The 21,463-nt window shown below is 73.5% G+C and carries 12 protein-coding genes and 1 tRNA gene; 11 read left to right on the top strand and 2 right to left on the bottom strand.

The window, feature by feature from the left end; all coding sequences use genetic code 11:
• The 11 genes from ACFVWD_RS28095 to ACFVWD_RS28145 all read left to right on the top strand — a co-directional run.
• On the top strand, positions 1 to 1,087 hold a 1,087-nt coding region (locus tag ACFVWD_RS28095), incomplete at its 5' end, for an SPFH domain-containing protein (protein ID WP_389600016.1).
• A 154-nt stretch (positions 1,088 to 1,241) separates the two neighbouring features.
• Positions 1,242 to 1,895 carry a lytic polysaccharide monooxygenase gene (locus ACFVWD_RS28100; protein ID WP_389600017.1) on the top strand — a complete coding sequence of 218 codons (654 nt, stop codon included), beginning with the start codon at positions 1,242 to 1,244 and terminating at the stop codon, positions 1,893 to 1,895.
• A gap of 129 nt (positions 1,896 to 2,024) precedes the next feature.
• Complete coding sequence (locus tag ACFVWD_RS28105; RefSeq protein ID WP_389600019.1) at positions 2,025 to 2,519, top strand: DUF3592 domain-containing protein; 495 nt, start codon at positions 2,025 to 2,027, stop codon at positions 2,517 to 2,519.
• Between the two features lie 26 nt (positions 2,520 to 2,545).
• A complete protein-coding gene (locus ACFVWD_RS28110) occupies positions 2,546 to 4,210 on the top strand; it encodes an AMP-binding protein (RefSeq protein ID WP_389600021.1) in 1,665 nt (554 codons plus the stop codon).
• 348 nt (positions 4,211 to 4,558) lie between these two features.
• Complete coding sequence (locus ACFVWD_RS28115) at positions 4,559 to 5,755, top strand: MFS transporter (RefSeq protein WP_389600122.1); 1,197 nt, start codon at positions 4,559 to 4,561, stop codon at positions 5,753 to 5,755.
• On the top strand, positions 5,709 to 8,936 hold the full coding sequence (locus ACFVWD_RS28120) for a type I polyketide synthase (RefSeq protein ID WP_389600022.1): 3,228 nt from the start codon (positions 5,709 to 5,711) through the stop codon (positions 8,934 to 8,936). The genes ACFVWD_RS28115 and ACFVWD_RS28120 overlap by 47 nt, the downstream gene beginning before the upstream one ends.
• Positions 8,933 to 14,650: a MupA/Atu3671 family FMN-dependent luciferase-like monooxygenase gene (locus ACFVWD_RS28125; RefSeq protein WP_389600024.1), complete on the top strand. Its 5,718-nt coding sequence runs from the start codon at positions 8,933 to 8,935 to the stop codon at positions 14,648 to 14,650. Before ACFVWD_RS28120 ends, ACFVWD_RS28125 begins: the two co-directional genes overlap by 4 nt.
• A gap of 6 nt (positions 14,651 to 14,656) precedes the next feature.
• Complete coding sequence (locus ACFVWD_RS28130; protein WP_389600026.1) at positions 14,657 to 15,949, top strand: M18 family aminopeptidase; 1,293 nt, start codon at positions 14,657 to 14,659, stop codon at positions 15,947 to 15,949.
• 40 nt (positions 15,950 to 15,989) lie between these two features.
• On the top strand, positions 15,990 to 16,712 hold the full coding sequence (locus ACFVWD_RS28135; protein ID WP_389600028.1) for a thioesterase II family protein: 723 nt from the start codon (positions 15,990 to 15,992) through the stop codon (positions 16,710 to 16,712).
• A gap of 5 nt (positions 16,713 to 16,717) precedes the next feature.
• Positions 16,718 to 17,566: a mycofactocin-coupled SDR family oxidoreductase gene (locus ACFVWD_RS28140; protein ID WP_389600030.1), complete on the top strand. Its 849-nt coding sequence runs from the start codon at positions 16,718 to 16,720 to the stop codon at positions 17,564 to 17,566.
• A 213-nt stretch (positions 17,567 to 17,779) separates the two neighbouring features.
• Positions 17,780 to 20,326 carry an amino acid adenylation domain-containing protein gene (locus ACFVWD_RS28145; protein WP_389600031.1) on the top strand — a complete coding sequence of 849 codons (2,547 nt, stop codon included), beginning with the start codon at positions 17,780 to 17,782 and terminating at the stop codon, positions 20,324 to 20,326.
• 33 nt (positions 20,327 to 20,359) lie between these two features.
• Here the strand turns inward: ACFVWD_RS28145 and ACFVWD_RS28150 are convergent.
• Positions 20,360 to 20,433: transfer RNA gene (locus ACFVWD_RS28150), tRNA-Lys, on the bottom strand.
• A gap of 102 nt (positions 20,434 to 20,535) precedes the next feature.
• Positions 20,536 to 21,294, bottom strand: coding sequence for an IclR family transcriptional regulator (locus tag ACFVWD_RS28155; RefSeq protein ID WP_389600032.1), 759 nt, complete (start codon positions 21,292 to 21,294; stop codon positions 20,536 to 20,538).
• Between the last annotated feature and the right edge of the window lie 169 nt (positions 21,295 to 21,463).

A 21,463-nucleotide genomic window follows, 5' to 3' on the forward strand; every position in this document is an offset into this window, starting at 1 on the left:
GCTCATCCACAACGAGGCGACCACCGAGATCCCCGTTCATCTGCTCTTCCGGGACGACCCCGAACCGGTGTCCGTGCCGCTCTCGCCCGCCGTGGTGGGGCGGCGGCGCGGCACGGGCGAACAGCCCCGGATCCGGCGTCCCCTGCTGGGCCGGGCCCCGCGCCCGGTGCCGGAGGTCGACCCCGAACTGGTGGAGCGCCCCGCACGGGTGCTGCCCGGAGTGGCGGGTGTGCTGGCCGGGGCCTGCGGGGTGGCCGGATGTGTACTCACCACCTGGTGGTCGGGTGTGCTTCCGCACAGCGCGGGGAGGGTGATCGGGCTGCCCTGGTACGCGGGCGCCGGGATCGGCCCCGCGCAGTGGGCCGCGTACGCCGGGGCCGGCGCGCTCGGACTGTTCGGGTTCGGCGGGCTCTCCCGCGGCCGGACCGGGCGGGCCTGGGTGCTCGGCCTCTTCGGCCGCTACCGGGGCACGGTCCGGCGCACCGGGCTGTTGTGGATCAACCCGATGGTGCTGCGGCGCAGGGTCGACGTACGGCTGCGGCACTGGCGCAGTGAGCCGATGTCGGTGGTCGACGCGAACGGGGTCGCGCTGCGGGTGGTGGTGCTCGTGGTGTGGCGGGTCAAGGACACCGCGCGGGCCGTGCTCGGCGTCGAGGACCACGAGACGTATCTGCGCGAGTGCGTGGAGGCGGCGATGTCGCGGATGCTCTCGCAGCTGCCGGCCGAGGCGCCGCCCGCCGTCATCAAGGACGTGGCGACTCTGCGCAACACGGACGTGGTCGGCGAGGTGCTCACCGGGATGATCGCCGCGGACACCGCGCCGGTCGGCCTGGAGGTGTTCTCGGCGCAGCCGACCCGGATCGAGTACGCCCCCGAGGTCGCGGCCGTGATGCAGCGCCGCCGGATCGCGACCCTGGACGCCCAGCACCGCGACACCGTGCTCACCTCCGTCGTCGACTCCGTCGAGGACACGGTGACCCGGCTGACCATGCGCGGGCTGGTCGAACTCGACGACTACGAGCGCAAGGCACTGGTGAAGGACCTGACGGTGGCGTTCTACACGGGGCACAGGGAGGCCTCGCCGTGACGGGGACCGACAACGGGGCCGTGACGGGGACCGACAGCTTGGTAATTGGTCTGGACATGTTCAAGTCGCGGCAATAATCTGGGACTTGGTCTAGACCTGAAAATCGCGCGCACGGCTCACGAGAACCTCCCCCACGTCCTCCAGGAGCGGCAGCATGCGCATACGGACGACCAAGACCCATGCGGCAAGGGTCCGTGCCACCAGGAAAGCCAAGTTGTACGCCGCTGTCGTGGGCCTCGCCACGGCGGGCACGTTCGTGCTCTCCACCGGCGGAGCCGACGCCCACGGCTACACCGACCAGCCCCTCAGCCGGCAGAAGTTGTGCGCCGCCAACGGCGGCAGTGTCGCGGGCTGCGGCGACATCCAGTGGGAGCCCCAGAGCGTCGAGGGCCCGAAGGGCTTCCCGGCGGCGGGTCCCGCGGACGGACAGATCTGCTCCGCGAACCACACCAACTTCGGCCAGCTCGACCAGCCCAAGACCCCCTCGGGTGCGGCCTGGCCGACGACCAAGGTCACCGGCGGGCAGAGCTACACCTTCCGCTGGCAGTTCACGGCCGTGCACGCCACGACCGACTTCAAGTACTTCGTCACCAAGTCCGGCTGGAACCAGAACCACGCACTGACCAGGGCGGACCTGAACACCACCCCGTTCCTGACCGTCCCGTACAACGGGCAGCGCCCGCCGTCCACGCTCAGTCACACCGGCACGCTGCCCTCCGGACTGAGCGGTCACCATGTCATCCTCGGCGTGTGGACGATCGCCGACACCGCGAACGCGTTCTACTCGTGCGCGGACGTCACGTTCTGAGTGCGTCCCGACCGGAAATGTTCTGAGCCTCTCTTGAGGAGCTCGCGCACCCCCCACGGGTAGGTTCCACGCACGTCGACATGACCATGACGGCGTGCGTGGAGCTGTACCGGACAACGGGGGAATGTCGTGGACGTGTTCTTCTATGCCGTGCCAGGGCTGATCATGGCCGTTGCCATATTCATGGCGGTCGCGGTGATCCGTCGCTCACTGGACATGAACCGGGCCTGGAGCAGCGGGCTGACCGCCGAGGCGCGCTGCTTGCGGTCCTTCACGACGACCAGCGGCGGCATGGGCGACACCTCTGTGAGTACGACCCTGCACCACGTGTACGAGTTCATGACGCGCGACGGCCGCACGGTCCGCTTCGAGGAGCCGAACGGCCCGGCGACGATCATCGAGGGCGACATCGTCCCCGTCCACTACATCGCCGAGCGCCCGGAGAAGGCCACGGCTCACACGCCGAGCCGGGGCAAGCTGGCCGCGGGAACCGTGGGCATCCTGGTCTTCTGCACGGTGATCGTCCTCTTCTGCATCGGCTTCATGGTGGGCGTCCACGGGTTCTTCTCGATGGACGACTCGTCCGGCGGAGACGACTTCGAAGGCACGGGCCTCCCCTTCTGACAGCCCGTCAATTATCGTGCGCCCCCATGGGGTCCATGAGGCGTACCGTCGCGGAACTCGTACAGGAACGGTGGGGCGACCACCGGCCGGGACTGTGGTTCGAGGGGCGGGTGCTGAGCCATCACCGGGTGGCCGCGGGCGCCGCGGCGCGGGCGGCGCTCCTCGCCGACCTGCTGCCGCCGGGCGCCGCACCGCACGTCGGGGTGCTGCTCGACAACACCCCCGAATATCCGCTCTGGTTGAGCGCGGCGGCCCTCTCCGGTGCCGCCGTCGCCGGGATCAACCCGACCCGGCGCGGCCCCGAACTGGCCCGCGACATCCTGCACACCGAGTGCCGTGTCCTGGTCACCGAGCGGACCCACCTGCCGCTCCTCGACGGCCTCGAACTGCCCGGCGTACGCGTCCTGGTCACCGGCACCGAGGCGTACGGGGAACTCCTCGCGCCGTACGAGGGCGCGAAGCCGGACGCGGCGCCCTCCGTGTCGCCGGACGCCCGCCTCCTCCTCTACTTCACCTCCGGCTCGACCGGCGCCCCCAAGGCCGCGATCTGCACCCAGGGACGGCTGGCCGCCGCCGGGCGCTCGCTCGTCGAGCAGTTCGGGGTGCGCCCGGACGACACGCACTACATCTGCATGCCGATGTTCCACGGCAACGCGGTGATCGCCGACTGGGCGCCCGCGCTGGCGGCGGGCGCGGGGATCGCGCTGCGGCGGCGCTTCTCGGCGTCGGGGTTCCTCGCGGACGTACGGGCCTGCGGGGCGACGTACTTCACCTATGTGGGCCGCGCGGTGCAGTACCTGCTGGCCACGCCCGCCCGCGGCGACGACCGTGACAACCCGCTGCGGATGGGCTTCGGGACGGAGGCCGGGGCCGTGGACGCGGCCGCCTTCGAGAAGCGCTTCGGGGTACGGCTGGTGGAGGGGTACGGCTCGTCCGAGGGCGGCGCCGCCATCCAGTGGACGCCCGGCGCCCCGGCGGGCGCGATCGGGCGGGCGGCGCCCCGCGACGACCTCGCGGTGGTCGACCCGGAGACAGGGGCCGAGTGCCCGCCCGCCGTCTTCGCCGAGGACGGGAGGCTTCTCAACGGGGACGAGGCGATAGGGGAGTTGGTGAACCGCGGACCCAACCCCTTCGAGGGCTACTGGTGCAACCCCGCCGCGGACGCCGACCGCCGCCGCGAGGGCTGGTACTGGACCGGCGACCTCTTCTACCGCGACAGCGACGGCTTCCTCTACTTCGCCGGGCGGGCCGACGACCGGCTGCGCGTCGACAGCGAGAACCTCGCCGCCGCGATGATCGAGAACATCCTCACCCGCCACGAGGACGCCGCCGCCGTGGCGGTGTACGCGGTTCCGGACCCGGTGGCCGGGGACCAGGTGATGGCGGCGATCGCGCCGCGTGAGGGGGCCGGATTCGACCCGTCGGCCTTCGCGGCCTTCCTCCTCGCCCAGCCCGACCTGGGGACGAAGATGGCACCCCGCTTCGTCCGGATCGTGAAGCGGATGCCGGTCACCGCCACCAACAAGATCCACCGGGTGGGGCTGCGCCGCGAGGGCTTCCGCTGTGCCGACCCGGTGTGGTGGCGGCCGCCGGGGGAGTCCGCGTACCGCAGACTGCGCGAGCCGGACATCGACGGGCTGCTGGCCGAGTACCGGGCGCGCGGACGCGAGAAGTTGCTGCCGACCGGGTAGATTCCGGGCGCGCTTCCCGCGCGGGGGGTGCCCGCCGGCCGGAACTTTCGGCGACCCGGCGGACGTCCCGTCTCAGGGAGTCCCGGGACAGAGGAATCCCCTCCGCCCCACAGGGGGAGGATGCCTCCGGACACCTGTGCCGTCCGCGCCGAGGAAAGCCGAAGAAAGAGGGAACATGCGTCACCTGATCCGGGTCGTGAACATCGCCGGTGCCGCACCGCCATCCGGCGCGTGGGGGCGGGCGGCGGTCCGGGGACGGCTCGTGGCGCGGCACCGGTGACGGCCGAGGGGCGCTACCGCGTCCTGGTCGCCGGCTACTCCGTCTCCTCGTACGGCACCTTCCTCAACATGGTGGCGCTCAACCTGTTCGTCTACGCCACCACCCACAGCGCACTCGCCATCGGACTGTTCATGGCGGTGCGGCTGGGCGCGGGGTTCCTGGCGGGGACGGTCGCGGGGCGCGTGCAGGCCCGGTTCGGGGTCAAGCCGGTCATGCTGTGGGCCAATATCGCCCAAGCCATTGTCATGTTCCTGCTGGTAGTGACGCCGGACGGGGGACTGCGGACCGGCGTGCTGTTCACGGTGTCCGCGGCCGTCGGGGCGTGCAGCACCGTGTTCATGGTCGCGCTGCGCAGCTCCATCCCCGACCTGGTCGGCGCGGACCGGCGCGCCTGGGCCAACTCACTGATGGTGGGCGGGCGTTCGCTGGCGATGGTCGCCGGGTTCGCCTCGTCCGGTGTGGTGGTGCCCTGGCTCGGCTTCACCGCCGCGTTCCTGGTGGACGCGGCGAGCTTCGTGGTGTGCGCGGCGGCGGTCGCGTGGCTGCCGGGCATCGAACGCGCCCCCGAGCCCCCGCGGGCGCCCGACGAACCCCGCGAGAAGCGCGGCGTGTGGGCCGCGACGACGGCGCTGGCCACCGTGCCCGCGCTCGGCCTCATGATGTGTCTGCGCACCGTCGACGCCCTCGGCTCCTCCTCGCACAACGCGGCCCTGCCCGTCTACTCCAGCACGCTCCACCCGGACGACCCGGCCGCGTTCGTCAGCCGCTTCTGGCTGTTCTGGGCGCTGGGCAACGTCCTGGCCCAACAGGTCATCCAACGCTGGGCCAAACGCTCCGGACGGGCCGTCGGCGCACTCGGTTTCGGTCTCGGCACCATCGTCATGTCCTCCGCGTTCATCCTCGGCTTCGCCGGGTTCCCGATGGCGGCGACCGTGCTGATCGCCCTCGTCGCGGGCGCCGCGGACGGGCTCACCGAGGTGTCGTACACCTCGCATCTGCAGACCCTGCCGGAGACCCTGCGCGGCCACGCCTTCGGGCTCACGGCGACGGTCGAGAACCTCGGCTTCGGGATCGGCATGATCGGGGTGTCGGCGGCTCTCGAATCGTTCTCCGCGTTCACCGTCGTGGCCTGGTCGCACGGCCTCGCCATCGTGGTCGCGGGGATCTACCTGCTCCGGTTGTACGCGGTCCACGGCGCCGGCAAGGAGGGGACGAGCGGTGCGTACGGCAGTCGTCGGGATGGCGCTGAGATTTCCGGGAGCTGACACCCCCGACGGGTACTGGCGGGACATCCGGGCGGGCGTGACGCATGTACGGCGGTTCACCGACGCCGAGCTGGCGGCGGCCGGGTTCGCCCCCGAGGAGTACGGCGCGCCCGACTTCGTGGCCGCGAGCGCCCCGCTGCCCGGCATCGACGGCTTCGACGCGGCCTTCTTCGGGATGAGCGCCCGCGAGGCCACGGTCACCGATCCGCAGCAGCGGCTGTTCCTGGAGTGCGCGCACCACGCCCTGGAGGACGCGGGGTACGCGCAGCCGCGCGCCGGGGTGCGGATCGGGGTGTGCGGGAGCACCGGCTACCGGCTGTACTCGCTGCACAGCTACCTCGCCAACAACCTTGCGGAGGAGTCGGGTTCCGGCGACTGGCAGCGGCAGAAGCAGGCGCAGGTCGGCAACTACCCCGATTTCGCGGCCCCTCGGGCGGCCCACCGGCTCGGACTGACGGGTCCGGCCCTGAACGTGGCCACCGCCTGCTCGTCGTCCCTGGTGTCCGTCCATCTCGCCCGCCAGGCCCTGCACTTCGGCGACGCGGACCTCATGGTCGTCGCCTCGGCCGCCCTGCACGTGCCCCAGGTCACCGGGCACCGGCACGTACGCGGCTCGACGATCTCGCGCTCCGGGACCGTGCGCGCCTTCGACGCCGACGCGGACGGCACCGTCGGCGGCAACGGCGTCGCCGCTGTCGTCCTCAAACCGCTGGAGAGGGCGCTCGCCGACGGCGACACCGTGTATGCGGTGATCGCCGGGTCCACCGTCACCAACGACGGCGCCGACCGGGCCGGGTTCGCCGCGCCGGGCTCCACCGGCCAGCGCGACGCCGTGCTCGGCGCGCTGCGCGCGGCCGGGGTGCCCGCCGACTCCGTCGGCTACCTGGAGGCGCACGGCACCGGCACGCTCAAGGGCGACCCGATCGAGTTCGCCGCCCTCACCGAGGCGTTCCGGCTGCACACCGACCGCACCGGCTTCTGCGCGCTGGGCTCCACGAAGTCGGCGATCGGCCACCTGGACAGCGCGGCCGGTCTTGCGGGGCTGATCAAGGCGGTGCTGGTGCTGCGGCACGGGGAGATACCGCCGCTGGTGAACCACACCCGCCCCAACCCGGCCCTGGACGTGACCGGGAGCCCCTTCGTCCTGCCCACCCGCGCGCTGCCCTGGCCCGCCGAGGAGGGCCGCCCGCGCCGGGCCGGGGTGCACTCCATCGGGATGGGCGGGACGAACGCCCACGTGATCCTGGAGGAGGCGCCGACCCCGGCCCCCCGCCCGCCGGACCGTGGGCAGGCCCCCGCACTGCTGCCGCTGTCCGGCCACACCCCCGAGGCGCTCCTCGCCTCCGCACGGGCCTTCCGCGACCATCTCACCGAACACCCCGGGACCGACCCCGCAGACCTGCTCCTCACCACCGCGCTCGGGCGACGGCATCTGGAACACCGGCTGGTGGTCACCGCCGCGGCCGGCGACACGGCGGCGGCGCTGGACGCCTTCGTGCGGGGCGAGGCGGGGGCGTACGCGCACGGCGTCGCCGGGGCGGAGGCGGGCGGCGGACCGGTGTTCCTCTTCACCGGCCAGGGCAGCGGGTACGACGGGATGGGCGCGGCGCTCGCCGAGCGGTTCCCGGTGGTGGCCCGCACGTTGGAGGAGTGCGCGGGGATCCACCGGGACGAGACGGGCGAGGAGGGATTCCTCGACCGGTTGCTGGGCGGCGCCGACGGTGGTCCTCCGGAGGCGGCGCGGGCCCGGGCCCCGGAGGGAGTGCGGTCCTGGGACCCGGAAGGAGCGCGGGTCTGGGACACCGCCTTCGCTCAGCCGGCGCTGTTCGCCCTGCAGGTCGCGCAGGCGCGGCTGTGGCGGCGGTTCGGCGTCGAACCGGTCGCGGTGGCCGGGCACAGCGCCGGGGAGTACGCGGCCCTGTGCGTGGCCGGGGCGCTGACGCTGGAGGACGGGCTGCGGCTGGTCTGCGAACGGGGGCGGCTGATGCGCGACGGCGCCCCGGCTGGGGGCATGCTCGCGGTGTTCGCCGCCGAGGACGTCGTACGGGCGCTGGTCACCGAGGTCGACGGACTCGAACTCGCCGTGGTCAACGGGCCGGGGCAGTACGTCGTCGGCGGACCGCCCGAGGCGGTGGCAGCCGCCCGCGCCCGGCTCGCGGAACGCGGCACGCCCGCGGAGCCTCTGCCGGTGGACCGCGCGTTCCACACCGCCCTGCTCGACCCGGTCCTGGCGGAGTTCCGGGACGCCTGCGGAAAGATACGACTGCGGCCCACCAGGACCGAGTTCGTCAGTGGTCCGGACGGGGTCCGGCACCCGGCGGGCTGGCTGCCGGACGCCGACCACCTCGTACGGGGGACGCGGCGGCCGGTGGACTTCGCCGCCGTACTGCGCACGCTGGAGCGGACACCCGGGCGGCCGGTCCAACTGGAGATCGGCCCCGACGCGCCCCTCACCGGGCTCGTCCGGCGCGCCCGGCCGGACACCGCCACCGTCCCCACCCAGCGCCGCGACGACCGTGGCCTGGGCACCCTCTGGGCGGCCGTCGCCCGGCTGCACTGCGCGGGCCACCGGCTCGACTGGGCGGCCCTGCTCGACGGCTGTGACGCCCGCCGGATCCCGCTGCCGCCGTATCCCTTCCAGCACCGGACGTACTGGACAGGACCGCCGCCCACCCCCTTGGCCGACGACCGCAGGACGGAGGACGGCATGACCGAACAGGCCGTACTGGAACGGGTGCTGGCACTCAGCGCTCGCCATCTCGGATACGCGCCGCAGGAGATCACGGCGGAGCGGACGTTCGTCGGGCTCGGCGCGGACTCGCTCCAGCTCATAGGAATGGTGCGGCAGCTGGAGGCCGAGTTCGGGATCGAGATCGGAATGCGGGAGATCCTGGAGGAGGCGGGGACCCCACGGCTCGCGGCCCGGTTGATCGCGGAGCGGACGGGGCAGGGGGCGGCCTCCGCGGGTGTCACCCCGGACGACGAGCCCGTGCATGTCACCCCCGCCGACGAGCCCGTCCACGCCACCCCCGACGAGGAGCCCATCCACGCCACCCGTGCCGAGGTCGAGGAACTCGCCCGCCAGATACGCCAACTCGCCGAGACCCAGACCAGAATGCTCGGTCAGCTCTCCGAGGCCGTGGCCCTGCTCACCGAGGGCCGCAAGGCGGTCGGAGAATGACCACGGCCCGGACCAGCCCCGAGTCGCAGGCGAGCGCCGAGGCCGTCGCCCGAACCGTCGCCGCCTCCGGACGGCTCGACGAACTCCTGACGGCGGCCCGTCACCGCACCGAGCCCCCCGCCGAGCCGCCCGCCGGGCAACCCGCCGAGCCGCCCGCCGGGCAACGCGCCGAGCCGCCCGCCGGGCAACGCGCCGAGCCGCCCGCCGGGCAACCTCTCCCCCACGGCCCCCACGGCCCCCACGGCCCCCACGGCCCCCACGGCCCCCACGGCCCCCACATCACCCTCCCCCCTGACTCCGGCATGTCCGGCACCGGTGCGAGCGAGGCCCAGCGGGCCCACGCCGACGACCTGGTCCGCCGCTTCACCGAGCGGACCCGCACGTCGAAGGAGCTGGCCCAGCGGCACCGGACGGTGCTGGCGGACAGCCGGGCCGTGGTCGGCTTCCGGCGGGCGACGAAGGAGATGCAGTACCCGATCGCGGCCCGCTCGGCGCACGGCGCCCGGCTGACGGACGTCGACGGCAACGACTACACCGACATCACCATGGGCTTCGGCGCGCTGCTGCTCGGCCACGAGCCCGCGCCGGTGACGGAGGCCGTCCGCCGTCACCTCGCCGACGGACTGCGCCTCGGCCCGCGCTCCGAGGACACGGGCGTGGCCGCCGAACTGCTCGCGGAGCTCACCGGCATGGAGCGGGTGGCGTTCGCGAACTCCGGCACCGAGGCCAACTCCGCCGCCCTGCGGCTCGCCCGCGCGGCCACCGGACGCGACCGCGTGGTCATGTTCCGCGGCTCCTACCACGGCCACATCGACTCGGTCCTCGGCCGCCCGGGTCCCGACGGCCGCCACGCCGTCCCCGTCTCGCGCGGCATCCCCGCGAGCGCGGTGTCCGAACTCCTCGTCCTCGAATACGGCAGCCAGGAGAGCCTGGACGTCGTCGACGAACTCGGCGACACGATCGCCGCGGTCCTCGTCGAACCGGTCCAGTGCCGCAACCCCGCCCTGCGCCCCGTCGCCTTCCTGCGCGCGCTGCGGGAGCTGACCACCCGGCGCGGAATCGTCCTCCTCTTCGACGAGATGCTCACCGGCCTGCGCCCCCACCCCCGCGGCGCCCAGCACCACTACGGCGTCGTCCCCGACCTCGCCACCTACGGCAAGGCCCTCGGCAGCGGTCACTCCATCGGCGCGATCGCGGGCCGCGCCGACCTCATGGACGGCATCGACGGCGGCTTCTGGCGGTACGGGGACGACAGCCGCCCGACGCGCGACACGACCTTCTTCGGCGGTACGTACATCCAGCACCCCCTGTCGATGGCCGCCGCCCGCGCCGTCCTCACCCACCTCAAGGAGCAGGGCCCGGGGCTCCAGCAGACGCTGAACGCCCGCACCGACGCGCTCGCCGCCGACCTCGACGACTTCTTCCGCGCCGAGGAATTCCCCCTGGAAACAGCCCACTTCGGGTCCATGTTCCGCTTCACCCACCGCGCCGACATGGAACTGCTCTACCACCACCTCCTCCTGCGCGGGATCTACGTCTGGGAGTGGCGCTCCTTCTACCTCTCCACCGCGCACACCGACACCGACGTCGAACGGATCGCGGACGCGGTGAAGGACTCACTGCGGGAGCTGCGCGTGGGCGGCTACTTCCCGACGACGGGCCGCCGCAGCCGAAGTCACGGCCATGGCAACGCCTCCGAGCGGCCCGCCCCCGACTTCGGCCTCTACTTCTTCGGCGACCACCCCGACGGCGAGGACAGCGCCCAGGCCTACGAACGGCTGATCGAGACCGCACGCTTCGCCGACACCCACGACTTCAGCACGCTCTGGCTGCCCGAACGCCACTTCCACTCCTTCGGCGGCCTCTTCCCCAACCCGTCCGTCCTGGCCGCCGCGCTCGCCCGGGAGACCCGCCGCATCCGTCTGCACGCGGGCTCGGTGGTCCTCCCGCTGCACGACCCCGTGCGGATCGCCGAGGAGTGGGCCGTGGCCGACAACCTCTCCGGCGGCCGGGTCGGCATCGGCTGCGCGAGCGGCTGGCACGCGAACGACTTCGCCCTCCACCCCGACCGCTTCACCGACCGCACCGAGATCGCCTTCCGACACCTGGAGGACGTAAGGCGGTTGTGGCGCGGCGAGAGCGTCGCGCGCCGTACCGGCGAAGGGCACCCCATCGACGTACACCTGCACCCGCGGCCCGTGCAGGAGCTGCCGCCGATGTATCTGGCGACGTCCGGGCGGCGTGCCTCGTACGAGGAGGCGGCCCGCCGCGACCTCGGGATCGTCACCAACCTCATGAACCAGACGGTCGAGCAGCTCGCGGCGAACATCCGCCACTACCGTCGGCTGCGCGCCGAGAGCGGCCTCGACCCCGACGCGGGCCGCGTCACCGTCCTGCTCCACACCCACCTCGCCGAGGACCACGCCGCCGCCCGGGCCGCCGCGCGCGAGCCGATGAGCCGCTATCTGCGCTCCTCCCTCCAGATGCGTTCCGCCGCGAGCGCTCTCGGCGGACGCCCCGAGGACGTGGCCGACGCGAGCGAGGCCGACCTCGCCTACCTCTTCGACCGCGCCTACGACCGCTACTGCGACCAACGGGCCCTGATCGGCTCCCCGGACACCTGCGCGGCCACCGTCGACGCGCTGCGGGCCGCGGGTGTCGACGAGATCGCCGCCCTGGTCGACTTCGGACTGCCGCCGGAGGAGATGCGGGCGGGCCTGGAGCAGCTGGACGTCCTGCGCCGCCGCTACCACGAGCCCCCGACGGAGGTACGCGAACGGCGGGCTGCCGCGACCCCCGCCCAGCGCCGCCTCTGGCTCGCCGCCGCACTGATCGCCAACCCGGCCGCGTACAACGAGATCCAGGGCGTACGGCTGCGGGGTCCGCTGGACGTCGAGGCGCTGCGGACCGCCGTGGACGGCCTCGTCCGCCGCCACGACGGGCTGCGGACCGCGTTCGTGGCCGGGGGAGACGGGGTCTTCCAGGTCGTACGGGAGGACCGGGACCGGGCGCGTCCGGCCCTGATCGTCGACGACGTCCGGGGCCGGGACGCCGACGAGGTGATCCGGGCCGCCCTGCGGGAGGAGAGCACCCGCGCGTACGACCTCGCGTCGGGGCCGCTGTTCACGCCCCGGCTGCTGCGGCTCGCCGACGACGACCACGCGCTGATCCTCGGCATGCACCACCTCGTCACCGACGGCCACTCAGCCGGGCTGGTCGCCGCCGACCTCGGGGAGTTCTACCGGGCGGCGGTGGAGGGGCGCGCGCCCCGGTTCGAGCGGCCCGCCGGGAGCACGCTCGACACGATCGCGGCGACCGGGGGAGCGGACGACCTGGACTGGTGGCGCGCCCACCTCGGGGACGGGCCGGGCGCGCCCGCGCTGCCTACGGACCGGCCGCGCACCCGTACCGTCACCGGACGCGGCGGGGCCGTGGGGCTGCGGCTCGGCCCGGAGCGGGCGGGGCGGCTGCGGGAGTGGAGCGGGCGGCAAGGGGCCACCCTGTTCGCGACGCTGCTCACCGCCTGGCGGATCGTGCTGCGCCAGTACGCCGGACAGGACGACTTCGTCATCGGGTCCACCTTCGGCCGCCGCACCCCCGAGACGCGTGACACCGTCGGCTTCCACGTGTCCCTGCTGCCGCTGCGCGGGGCCCTGACCGACGGCACGACACTCACCGACGCCGTACGCGCCACCCGGGACACGCTCTTCGCCGCCGACGCCCGCCAACACGTCGACCTGGACGCCCTGTCGGCGTCCCGCCACCCCGACCCGGGCAACCCGCGCCCCCTCGTCACCGTCTCCGCGGACCTCGACACCACGCCCCTGACCGCCCTCGCCCTGCCGGGCCTGCGCGCCACCCCTCTCGACGGCGGCACCGAGTCGGCACCCCTCGAACTCGCCCTCATGGCGACCCGGCTCCCCGACGGAGACCTCGACCTGCGCCTGCGCTACGACGCCGACCTGTTCGACGAGGAGACGGCACGGGGGTGCCTGGACCGTCTGGAGAGCGTGCTGACCACCATGGCGGCGGGCGCCGCGGAGACGGTCGGCGACCTGACACCGGGTTTTGCCACCCCGGGCACCCCCGACGGTGCCCACCGCCTCCGTACCCTCTGGCAGCACACACTCGGCCCGGTCGGTGATCTCACCCTGGACGCCAACTTCTTCGAACTCGGGGGGAATTCGATCGGCGCGATCAGACTGGTGAACCGGGTCCGGGACGGCTTCGGCGTGGAATACCCCTTGGCGGACTTCTTCGCCGACGCCACGCTGGGGGCGATGACCGCCCGGCTCGCGCCACCCCGGGGCGTGACCGTGGTGGACACGGCGCCCGTCAGCGACCAGCAGGCCCGCATGATCGCGGGCGTCCTGGGCATGCCCCGCCCCGAGGTGTGGAACATCCCCACCCGGATCCGTTTCACCGGCCCCCTGGACGTGGCCGCCCTGCGCACCGCGGTGGCCGGGCTGCTCGACCGCCACCACGGACTGCGGTGCCGCTTCGTCCCCGGAGACGGGCCGTCGGTGCCGTCGTACGGAACGGACGACGGCACCGGCTGGCGGCAGGAGGTTCTCGACGTGCCGCCCCCGGCCCTTCCCGTCGAGGACCTCACCGGCATCGCGGCGGAGTCCGAACGGCTCGCGCGCGCGGAGGAGTTGTGCCGGGAGGCTGCCGCGACGCCCATCACGGTGACCGGCGGTGTCCTGCCGGTCCTGCCCGTCCTGCGGCTGCTGCGCGTCGCGCCCGACCGGTGGACGCTGATGTTCGTCGTGCACCACATCTGCGTCGACGGCTGGTCCCTCTCCCTCCTCCTGGACGAGCTCGCCGCGCTCTACACGGCCGCCGCCGCGGGCCGCCCGCACGGTCTGCCCGAACCGGCGGCGCAGTGCACGGACTACGCCCGCTGGCAGCGCGAGCACGCCGACCCGGCCGAGGAGGCCCGCAGGACGGCGTACTGGACCCGGTATCTGGAGGGGATCCCGGCCACGGTCGAGATCCCCGGCGACCGGGCCCGGCCCGCCGTGCCGAGCGGACACGGCGACACCCTGCGCGGTAGCGCGTCCGGTGAACTGCGCAGAGCCGTCGAGAAGTTGGCGGCGGCCCGGCACACCACGCCCTTCGGGGTCGCGGCCACGGCGCTCGGCGTACTGGTCGCCCGCCGGTCCGGGGTGCGGGACATCGCGATGGGCACGCCGTACGCCCACCGCGAGCGCAGCGCCTTCGAGTCGATGGTCGCGCTGACGTCGACCGGCGTGGTCGTCCGGGTGACGCCCGACCCGGACGAGACCCGCGGCGCCCTCGTGGAGCGCACCGGTGCCGGCGCCCTGGAGGCGACGGCCCACGTCCTGCCGACCGCGCGGATCGTGCGCGCCCTGCGCGAGAGCGGCGCCCGCGCGGTGCCCGAGCGCTTCCCGCTGACCATCGCCTTCCAGAACTCCCTGGACACGGACATCGAGATCCCCGGACTCGACGTCGAGGTCGACGACCTCGCCCCGCCCGTGTCCCGCGGTGACCTCTCCTTCGGTCTCGCCCCGCGCCGCGACCCGGCCAAGGGCTACCGCACCTTCCTGGAGTACTCCGCCGATCTGTGGGACCCCGCCACGGCTCAGGAGCTGCTCGACGACTGGCAGGCCGTCCTCGCCGAACTGTGCACTCGGCCGGACGCGCCCGTCGATTCACTCCTCAACCCTCTCCAGCCCCTCCGAAAGGCGTGAGCGCCCATGTCCCCCACACATGACCGCAGTCACAGCGACGATCTGCTCTCCTTCATCCGCTCCAGCCCCTCGCCCTACCACGTGGTCGCGAACGCGGCCCAACGCCTGGAGAAGGCGGGCTTCCAGGAGCTGCGCGAGACCGACGACTGGACGGCCGGTGCCGAGGGCGGCCGGTACGTCGTCCGCGCCGGAGCACTGCTCGCCTGGTACGTACCCGCGGGCGCCCCGGCCCGCACCCCGTTCCGGATCGTCGGCGCCCACACCGACTCCCCGAACCTGCGGATCAAGCCCGAGCCCGACACCGGCTCCGCGGGCTGGCGGCAGATCGCCGTGGAGATCTACGGCGGTGTCCCCCACAACACCTGGCTCGACCGCGACCTCGGCATCTCGGGCCGGCTGACACTGCGCGACGGAGCCAGCCGCCTCGTCTGCGTCGACCGGCCGCTGCTGCGCGTGCCCCAGCTCGCCATCCACCTCGACCGCGCCGTCAACGAAGGCGTCGCTCTCGACCCACAGCTGCACATGACCCCGCTGTGGGGGCTCGGCCCCGCCCGGCCCGGCGCCCTGCTCGCCCGGGTCGCCGCCGAGGCGGACACCGACGTCGCCGAGGTCCTCGGCTGGGACCTGATGCTGCACGACATCCAGCCGCCCGGCTACCTCGGCGCCGACGAGGAGTTCCTCGTCTCACCGCGTCTGGACAACCAGATCTCCGTGCACGCGGGCGTCACCGCACTGGTCGCCGCCGCCACCGCCGCCCGGCCGCCCGCCCACATCCCGGTGCTCGCCGCCTTCGACCACGAGGAGGTCGGCAGCGGCTCCCAGTCGGGAGCCCAGGGCCCCCTGCTGGAGCGGGTGCTCGGCCGGTCCGTCGCCGCGCGCGGCGGCAGCGCCGAGGACTTCAACCGGGCCCTGGCCGGCGCCTTCTGCGTCTCCGCCGACATGTCGCACGCCGTGCACCCCAACTACGCCGAACGCCACGACCCGGACCACCACCCCCTCCCCAACGGCGGCCCCGTCGTCAAGGTCAACGTCAACCAGCGGTACGCCACCGACGGCACCGGAGTCGCCGCCTTCGCCGCGGCCTGCGAGCGCGCCGAGGTGCCCTGGCAGCCGTTCGTCTCCCACAACGCCATGCCGTGCGGCACCTCGATCGGCCCGATCACCGCGGCCCGGCTGGGAGTCGCCACCGTCGACGTGGGCGTACCGGGGCTGTCGATGCACTCCGCGCGGGAGCTGTGCGGGGCGCAGGACCCCGGTCTGCTGGCCCGGGTCCTCACCGAGTTCGTCACCACGGGCTGAGCCCGGGCCCCTTTGTATCCGGAACCGAGACTCGGGAGCGATGTCAGCAGTGGAAGAGACCCACCTCGTCTGTCTGCCCTTCGCCGGGGCGGGCGCGTCCTTCTTCAAGCCGTGGCAGGACCGGGCGCCCGCGGACCTGCGCGTCCTGCCGGTGCAACTCCCCGGCCGCGAGGAGCGGTTCGTGGAGGAGCCCCACACGGACGCGCTACGGGCGGCCGCCGAGGCGCACACCCAGGTGACCCGGCAGCTCCCGGAGGGCGCGCGGGTGGCGGTGTTCGGGCACAGCCTCGGCGCGGTGCTCGGCTTCGAGCTGGCACACCGGCTGGAGGCCGAGCCCGGCGTCCGCCTCGACGCCCTCGTCGTCAGCGGCGCGCCGGGCCCGTGGAGCGGCCGCGCGGACCGGGCGAGCGGTCTGCCCGACGCGGAGTTCCTGGCTCGGGTGCGCACCTTCGCGGGGTACGCGCACCCGGCCCTGGAGCACCCGGAGATGCGCGAGCTGCTGCTCCCGCTGCTGCGGGCCGACGTACGGATGCACGAGACGTACCGGCCCGCCTCCGACCGCCCGCTCGCCGCCCCGGTCCTCGCCCTGCGCGGCCGCGACGACGAGCTGGTGAGCGCGGCCGAGGCCGCCGAATGGTCCCGCGCCACCACCGGAAAGCTCACCACGGCGGAGCTGGACGGCGGCCACATGTACCTGACGGAGAACCCGGGCGCCCTCCTGCGCCTGATCGGGGCCGAACTCCGCGCCGGACGCGCCCGGTGAGCGCGGTGAACCCTGTGAGCTCGGGCGGTCCCAGGCTCTCGGGCAAGGTCGCCCTCGTCACCGGCGCGGCCCGCGGCATCGGCCGGGCGACCGCCGTCGCGTTCGCCCGCGAGGGCGCCGATCTGATGCTCGTGGACATCGCGGCGGACCTCCCGGGTGTGCCGTATCCGCTGGGCTCCGAGAGCCAGTTGGCGCACACGGCGGAGCTCTGCCGGGAGACGGGCGCCGCCGTCCGTACGGCCCGGGTCGACGTACGGGACCTGGCCGCGGTGGAGACGGCGGTGAAGGAGACGACGGCCCGCTTCGGACGGCTCGACGTCCTCGTCAACAACGCCGGGATCGCCGCCCCCTCCGGCCGGGCCGCCCACGAGATCGAGGAGCACGAGTGGCAGCTGATGCTGGACGTGGACCTCTCCGGGGCCTGGCGCACGATCCGCGCGGCGGGCGCCCTGATGACCGCGCGGGGCGCCGGCTCGATCATCAACATCGCCTCCACGGCCGGGCTGGTCGGCTACCGCCACTTCGCCGGGTACGTCGCCGCCAAGCACGGCCTGATCGGCCTGACCAAGGCGGTCGCCCTCGACTACGCGCCCCGCCGGGTGCGCGTCAACGCCATCTGCCCCGGCTCGGTCCGCGACGACCCCCGTGTGGAGGGCCGGATGCTCGCCGAGATCGCCCGCGCCCTGGACGTGCCGGTCGCCGAGCACGAGCAGACCTTCGTCCAGGCCCAGCCCATGAACGCCCTCGTCGAACCGGACGACGTCGCCACCGCCGCCCTCTGGCTCGCCTCCGACGAGTCCCGCCAGGTGACCGGCACCGTCCTCACGGTCGACGGAGGCTTCTCGGCCCGCTAGGCCCTGTCGTCAAATTCCCGTCTGCCCCGCGACGCCATGCACGTACTCTCGCCGCACCGGGCACAGACCCAAGTACATCCAGTACGAGGGCCTGTGCCCGGCACGCCGACAGTACGCACCTGACGCCGCAGGGCCCGCCCTCCGGGCGGACGACGGGAATGTGACGACAGGACCTAGGCCCTGTCGACCTAGCCCCACGGTTGGAGACCGAACGTGACGTGTCACGCCCTCGCCGCGCGCCTTCCCGCCGCCGTCGATCCCGGGCCCCTCCTCGACGCGGCCGTACGCGGCTGGTGGCCCGAACTGCCCGAGCGGTGGCCGGTGTTGTGGAGCGACACGGTGCCCGCGCGGTTCGCCGCACACCGGCTGCGCACCGAACTCCACCGGCCGCTGGACCCATCGGGCCCGGCGTTCCGCGCGGTCCTGCTGCGGTACGAGGACGGGGGCACGGGATACGAGGACGGGGGCGCCCACCTTGTGCTGGTGGCCGACCACGCGGTGCTGGCCCCGGCCGCGCTCCAGGACATCGCGTATGTCCTGCTCGGTCACCGCCCGGCCACCGAAGTGACCGCTCCCCTCGGCTGCGACGAGCCCCCGAAAGGCCCACACAGGCCCAGTATCGACTGGGCGACGGGCGAGGAGGGGGCCGGTGACCGGACGGGCGTGGTCACCGTCCCGGTACCGGCCGGGGCCCCTGCCGCGGCCCTGGTCCTCGCACGCTACGAGCACCGCGACCCGGGGGAAGGACTACCTGCGTACGCCACGGTCCTCGACGAGGTGGGCCCGGTGGACCCCGCCTTCAGTCACCGACTCCCGTTCCAGTCGGCCCCCTTCCCCCTCACCCTCGTCCCGCGCGGGACCACCGTCGATCTGCACCACCAGCTCCGGCACATCGACGAAGCCTCCGCCCGGGCCTTCGTCCGCCACCTCACCCACGTGCACGGTCAGCTGGGCCACCGCCCCCTCGCGGAGATCGAACTGATCCCCCGCGAAGAGGCGGAGCGCCTGCTCCCGCCGCCCGCCGGCATACTCGGGCCCGCTGTTCCCACCCGTATCGACACCGCCTTCGACGCCCGCGCCGACCGCCACCCCGACGCCCCCGCCCTCACCCACGACGGCACCACGACGACGTACGGGGCACTGCGCGAGCGTGCCGAGCGCCTCGCCGCCGGACTGCGCGCCGCCGGGGTACGCCCCGGTGACCGGGTCGGCATCCGGCTGGAGCGGGGCGCCGACCTGGTGGCGACGATGCTCGCGGTGCTGAAGGCGGGCGCGGCGTACGTACCGATGGACCCGGCGCACCCCGAGGAGCGCCTCGACCGCACGGCGCGCGACGCGGGCGTACGGCTGGTGGTCCGGGACACCGCGCCCTACCTGGGCGCCGCGCGGACCGACCGGCTGCCGCAGGGCTCCCCGCGGGATCCCGCCTACGTCATCCACACCTCCGGTTCGACCGGTCGCCCCAAGGGCGTCGTCGTCCCCCACGCCAATGTCCTCGCCCTCCTCGACGCCACCCGCGAGGACTTCGCCCTCACCGCCGACGACACCTGGACGTTCTTCCACTCCGGCGCCTTCGACTTCTCGGTGTGGGAGATCTGGGGCGCCCTGCTGAACGGCGCCCGGCTGGTGGTCGTGGACCACTGGGTGGCACGCTCGCCGGAGGACTTCCACGCGCTGCTCGTACGGGAGTCGGTGACCGTCCTCAGCCAGACGCCGTCGGCCTTCGGGCAGTTGCGGGCGGTGGACCGGAGCGCGAAGGAACGGCTGTCGGTGCGGCTGGTGGTGCTGGGCGGGGAGGCGCTGGACACCCGGCCGCTGCTCGGCTGGTTCGACCACTACCCGGAGGACCGCTGCCGCCTGGTCAACATGTACGGGATCACGGAGACCACCGTCCACGTCACCGCGGCGACCGTCACCCGGCGCGAGGCTCTGGCGGCCTCCCGCTCGGTGGGCCGCCCGCTGCCCGGCTGGTCGGTGTCGGTGCGCGACGAGCGGGGGCACCCGCTGCCGACGGGCGCGGCGGGGGAGATCTGGGTGGGCGGGGCCGGACTCGCCCTCGGTTACCTGGGGCGGCCCGAGCTGACGGCCGAGCGGTTCGTGAACGATCCGTACGGACCTGGCCGGTGGTATCGCAGCGGTGACCTGGGGCGGCTGCGCGCCGACGGTTCACTGGAGTACCTGGGGCGGATCGACAGCCAGGTGAAGGTACGCGGATACCGGATCGAGCCCGACGAGATCCGGGCGGTGCTGCTGGAGGACCCGGTGGTCACGGCGGCGGCGGTGGTGCTGAGCGGGGATGCCTTCGAGGACGCGGCGGGGGTGCGGATCGACGCGTATGTCGTGGCCGACGGGGACACCGGCGACGTACGCCGTCGGGCCGCCCGGCTGCTGCCCGACCACATGCTGCCGACGACCGTCACCTGCGTACCCGCGCTGCCGCTCACCCCGAACGGCAAGCTGGACCGCGACCGGCTGGCGGCGACGGCACCCACGAGGCCCGTACCGGTGCCCGCGCCCACCGGAGACGTGGTGACGCCCCCCACCGGAGACCTGGTGACGGCCCTCGCCGGAGTCTGGGAGGAGATCCTCGGTGTCCCCGTCGGCCCGGACGACAACTTCTTCGAGCTCGGCGGGAACTCGCTCTACGCGATCCGTGTCGGCACCGCCCTGCGGGAACGCGGGCTGCCCGCGCTCCCCATGCGGCTGCTCTACACGACCCCGACGGCCCGCGCCCTCGCCGAGGCGCTGGGACATGTTTGAAGGCCCCCCACAACCGTGGAGGGCCTTCTCATGTGCGCCGCCAGGGACTCGAACCCCGGACCCGCTGATTAAGAGTCAGCTGCTCTAACCAACTGAGCTAGCGGCGCATGACTCCCGCCTCCCGCTCTCGCGGTCGGCGACAAAAGAAATACTACCTGGTCCGGACGGGTGCTTTCGACCACCCAGGGCCTGATCCAAAAGAGCAGGTCCTAGATGGCCAGGGAGAGCAGGACGGGGGTGGCTCCGCGGTTGAGGGTGTCGGCGGCGCGGCGCAGGCGGTGGGCGTGTTCGATCGGGAGGGAGAGGGCGAGACAGCCGACCGAGGAGCCCGCGGTGATGGGGACGGCCGCGCAGACCGTGCCGATCGCGTACTCCTGGAGGTCGAGCACCGGCACCGTGGCCGGCTGGGCGTCGAGCCGGGACAGCAGCAGCCGCTCGTTGGTGATGGTCCGCGAGGTGAGGCGGGCCATCTTGTGGCGGGAGAGATGGTCGCGCCGGGCGTTCAGGTCGAGCTGGCCGAGGAGGCTCTTGCCGACCGCGCTGGCGTGGGCCGAGGAACGGAAGTCCACCCATTCGTTGACCGCGGGGGTCGCGGGACCCTCGGCGCACTGGGTGACGTGCACCTCACCGTCGATGTAGCGGCTGATGTAGATCGCGGCGCCGACCGAGTCGCGCAGCCGGTCGATGGTCTGCTGGAGCTTCTCGCGCAGCGCCTGGTCGCGACCGCGGGCGGAGCCCAGCCGACCGAGGGCGGCACCGGCGACGTACGCGCCGTCGATGACCTGCTCGACGTACCCCTCCCGGCGCAGCATCCGCAGCAGTACGGTCAGGCGCTCCGTGCCGAGGCCCGTCTGGCGGGCCAGCTCGACGTCGGTGACGCCGCCGGAGTGCCGGGCCACCGTCTCCAGGACGCGCAGGGCGTCCTGGGCCGAGTGGTACGGCGCGGTCGGCTCGTTCATCAGCGCCACGGTTTCCCCCTGCGCTTTTTGGGCCATCGGTCCGGACAGCTGAGCTCCTCCACGATAACTGTCAAACGCTCGGTGGGGAGGGGCTGTTGGCGAGAAAGTCGGCGCGCTCCGGTTCGCTCAACAGGAGTGCGACACTCTGGCATATGCCGAGGTCATGGCCCAGTGGGCA

Origin of the sequence: Streptomyces sp. NPDC058086, assembly GCF_042885015.1 — a bacterium.
Lineage (GTDB): Bacteria > Actinomycetota > Actinomycetes > Streptomycetales > Streptomycetaceae > Streptomyces.